We start from the raw sequence: 3,520 nt of genomic DNA, 5'->3' as shown, positions 1-3,520 counted from the left end.
GGGTGCAGTTCAAGAAGGAATATCGCTTTTTTTGTTGAAGTTATTATGCAAAATAATGATGTAGGGCAATAATGTTAACAAATATGAATTACTGAATGTTTAAGTCTTTACATTTAATGAAAAAATGAATGAAATTAGAGAGGCGAGGAGGAGCATTATTATGATTAAAGGTTTCGGTGGAATATTTTGGAGGACAAAAAATCTAGTTGCAATAAAAAAATGGTACAGCGAAGTGTTGGAGATTGATATAGAAAACTGGAATGGGAAGATTATCAAACCCCAAGCAGGAAATGAAACTGTCTTTTCTTTCTTTACTGAAGATGACAGCTATTTCCCGACAGACCAGCAAGTGATGTTGAATTTCCAGGTTGATAATCTTAACGAGACTATTAAACATCTTGAGAAAATTGGTGTACCTCTTGTAAAGAAAGAAGAGGTTAGTGAATATGGTAAGTTTATCTGGATTGAAGATCCTGAAGGTAGGCTAGTTGAGCTATGGGAAAAATAATCGGGTTTGTAAATGTAGCGCAAATAGGTACTTAAATAGAACAATACGTGTGATAGTCCAAGGATTATCGCTTATTTTTATTAACGAAAAGCAGTCGGTTGAAGATGACAAAAATTGAGAAGTTACCCCCAACAAAAGCCCCATCATTCACTTCTTATTGGGAAATGATAAATAATAAGGAGTGATAACAATGAAAAAACTTTTAGTAGGAATGTTAACAATGCTTTTAATTTGTCACACAGGAAAAGCATACGCAATTCAGAGAGTTGTTACATCGTATATTATCTCTGATGTATTGTATGAAAACATTTTTCTAATTGCAGATAAGGCAAATAGTATGGCTACTAAAAACTTTACTGTTCAAGTAGGCGGTGGAGTAGATAGTGTTGGTGGCGAATTATTTTACAACTTTCCGAACTGGTACAATGATAAATTTGCATCACATTTATTTTATGAGGATATAAATGGTGATGAATTAAAAGATATTATTGTTGTGCTTATCTCTGGTTCTGGGTCTGGGATATCCACTAAAGGAATTCATGTATTAAATCAAATACAGGATCCTGACAGGAGATACACCGAGGTTCCAGTCGAATCCCTTAATGATGCTGTTAAACGGCTTGTAACAATGGACCGAAAAGGTAATGAAATTATGATTACGATCGGTAAAAATAAATACAAAGTGGACTATTCATCATTTGATTATTACATTCCTGTAGATGTACCTGCAGTTGGTTCATTAGAGGATTTTAAGCCTGAAAACGGTACTCTATATGGCTATACAACTGTATTTGTATCTATTCCCGAAGCAAGTATAGGCAGCCTAAAGGTTAAGTATGGCTGGGACGGAAAAATGTATAAAGCTGATTCTATTATTTTTATCGAAGCAGAGCCAAAGACAGTGAAATAATAAATAGGATTCAATAGACAATCATCTAATTGATTGTCTTTTTTTATGGAGGTTAAATAATTCTGAATTTTATGTTAATGTTAAGTTGAAATATTAATGAATTAATGAACTATTAGAAACATATCTCAATAAAATGGGGGGCAATTATATTGAGGATAAATTACAGAAAGGTTTTGGGAAACTTAATTTACTTCTTTGGTTTCTTCATTTTGTTCGTATTTATTAGTAATGTAAATGCGTATTTTGAATATAGAGCTAATGCTAGTTTTAGGATATATCCTTGGCACATCCTAATAATTTTAATGTATTTTCCAATCGGGCTATATCTCGGAGTTCCCGATTTTTTAGTGGAAATTAGAAAGAAGGGAAAGTGGAGAGTTAATTTTTATAAGATTATATTAGTGGCGCTACCTATGATGTATATATCTTTTTACTGGTACTTTCCTTTTTCATTCCCGATTCCCAATATCCTAACCTTCACAAACCCTATATTTAGTTTGGGGACTATAATTGCTGGATTTATGTTTATCAAAAGCTTTCGTAAAGAATAGGTGTTCTTAAACAAAAATGTGCATTTCTGCAATGGGGTAAACTGTCTTGTTAGTAAAACCATTTAAAACTTTCTTTCATCAAGTCGTATTTAAATAATAATTTTAATTCTTTAAATAAAGTGAATTTCAAAACTAAATTAAAAGGGGATTTTGTAATGGAACATTCAAGTGAAAAATGTGTTAAATGTGGAAGTACGGAATTTACTGAGGCTACGGATTATATGCCTGTAAAACCCAGCAAAATGTCACTTAGTGGTTCAAATAAAATATACACATTTTGTTTAGAATGCGGAGAAGTGAATTCGATTCGTATTGAAAACACAACAATTTTTAAAAAGTGAATTAATAAATAGAATGGATGAGTATAAGTAACGAATTTTATATCTTTTAACATACTCGTTGACAAACCTATAAAATTTTGAAAGGAGTAAAAAAATGAAGGAACGTCATATCATTCTCTTTAAACAGTTAGAAACGTACAGAAAAGAAATTTTAGATAGTTTAAACGGAATAAGTGCAGATGCAGCCGAAATAGTCCCGAATAAGTTTAAAAATAATATTAGATGGAATATGGGACATATTTATCTGGACCAATACCTATGGATTGAGGCTTTAACGAAGGAAAAGACAGAGGTCCCAGATATTTTTCGTAACTGGTTTAGTTATGGTACAACACCAGTTCATTTCTCAGCGGAGACGCCCTCTTATATAGAACTAAAAAAATTGCTGAAAGAGCAACCGTTTAAATTGAGGGAAAATTATGGACATCGTTTGGAAGAAGAGTATCCTTCTACTGAGATGGGGATGCGGACAATTGAACAAGTGTTAATACGAACGATCTTCCATGAAGGAATGCATTTACAAGCTATCAATGATATTAAAAAGTGTTTACAATAATATATTTATCTTGGCTGCTTTTGGTAAGCTCTTTTTGCTCTACTACAAACAGAGCAGTTTAATAAGGGTAAACATAGGAGGATTAGTAATTGGAGAATCCAGTGATATGTACGGAAAGATTAATTTTAAGAAAAATGACTAAAGATGATACTAGAAATTTGATGGAAATCTTTTCAGACCCAGTAGCAATGAGGTATTATCCATCAACCAAAAACGAAAGTGAAACAAATGAATGGATTAAATGGACCTTAACAAATTATGATGAATATGGAGTAGGTTTATGGATCGTAGAAGATAAAGTAACAGGAGAATTTCTTGGACAATGTGGAATTGTACCTCAAGAAGTAGATGATGTAATAGAGATGGAGATAGGCTATCTATTTATTCGGCGAGTCTGGGGGAATGGATATGCAACTGAAGCAGCTTTAGCGTGTAAAAATTATGGATTTGAACGATTAAAATTAAATAGGATCGTCTCCTTGCCTGATGTAAATAATATTCCTTCAGTTAAAGTCGCTGAACGAATTGGTATGCAGGTGATAAAAACTATAAACAAATGGGGAAAAGAAGTGTATGTTTACTCTGTGTCTATTTAATATAAAAGGTTAAATTTATTTATCTATGTGAAGGCTGACACTTAAACTCCCTCAGTTT

The 3,520-nt window shown here is 32.5% G+C and carries 5 protein-coding genes; all 5 read left to right on the top strand.

Going from position 1 to position 3,520, the window contains the following annotated elements; all coding sequences use genetic code 11:
- The first annotated feature begins 160 nt into the window (after nucleotides 1-160).
- Nucleotides 161-508, top strand: coding sequence for a VOC family protein (locus V7112_RS23510; RefSeq protein WP_335424359.1), 348 nt, complete (start codon nucleotides 161-163; stop codon nucleotides 506-508).
- A gap of 190 nt (nucleotides 509-698) precedes the next feature.
- On the top strand, nucleotides 699-1,418 hold the full coding sequence (locus V7112_RS23505) for a hypothetical protein (RefSeq protein WP_335424357.1): 720 nt from the start codon (nucleotides 699-701) through the stop codon (nucleotides 1,416-1,418).
- Between the two features lie 706 nt (nucleotides 1,419-2,124).
- A complete protein-coding gene (locus V7112_RS23500; RefSeq protein WP_335424355.1) occupies nucleotides 2,125-2,310 on the top strand; it encodes a hypothetical protein in 186 nt (61 codons plus the stop codon).
- Between the two features lie 94 nt (nucleotides 2,311-2,404).
- Entirely contained in the window at nucleotides 2,405-2,866 is a 462-nt protein-coding gene (locus V7112_RS23495; RefSeq protein ID WP_335424353.1) for a DinB family protein, read from the top strand.
- Between the two features lie 89 nt (nucleotides 2,867-2,955).
- A complete protein-coding gene (locus V7112_RS23490) occupies nucleotides 2,956-3,462 on the top strand; it encodes a GNAT family N-acetyltransferase (protein ID WP_335424351.1) in 507 nt (168 codons plus the stop codon).
- Nucleotides 3,463-3,520 lie beyond the last annotated feature (58 nt).

Source organism: Bacillus sp. JJ1566 (assembly GCF_036962685.1).
GTDB lineage: Bacteria > Bacillota > Bacilli > Bacillales > Bacillaceae_L > Ferdinandcohnia.
Note: the sequence above shows the minus strand (reverse complement) of the source record. Positions and strands in the feature narration are given on the sequence as shown.

Coding starts and splice junctions, on each gene's coding strand:
- V7112_RS23510 (WP_335424359.1), top strand. CDS start 161: ATGATTAAAGGTTTCGGTGGAATATTTTGGAGGACAAAAAATCTAGTT.
- V7112_RS23505 (WP_335424357.1), top strand. CDS start 699: ATGAAAAAACTTTTAGTAGGAATGTTAACAATGCTTTTAATTTGTCAC.
- V7112_RS23500 (WP_335424355.1), top strand. CDS start 2,125: ATGGAACATTCAAGTGAAAAATGTGTTAAATGTGGAAGTACGGAATTT.
- V7112_RS23495 (WP_335424353.1), top strand. CDS start 2,405: ATGAAGGAACGTCATATCATTCTCTTTAAACAGTTAGAAACGTACAGA.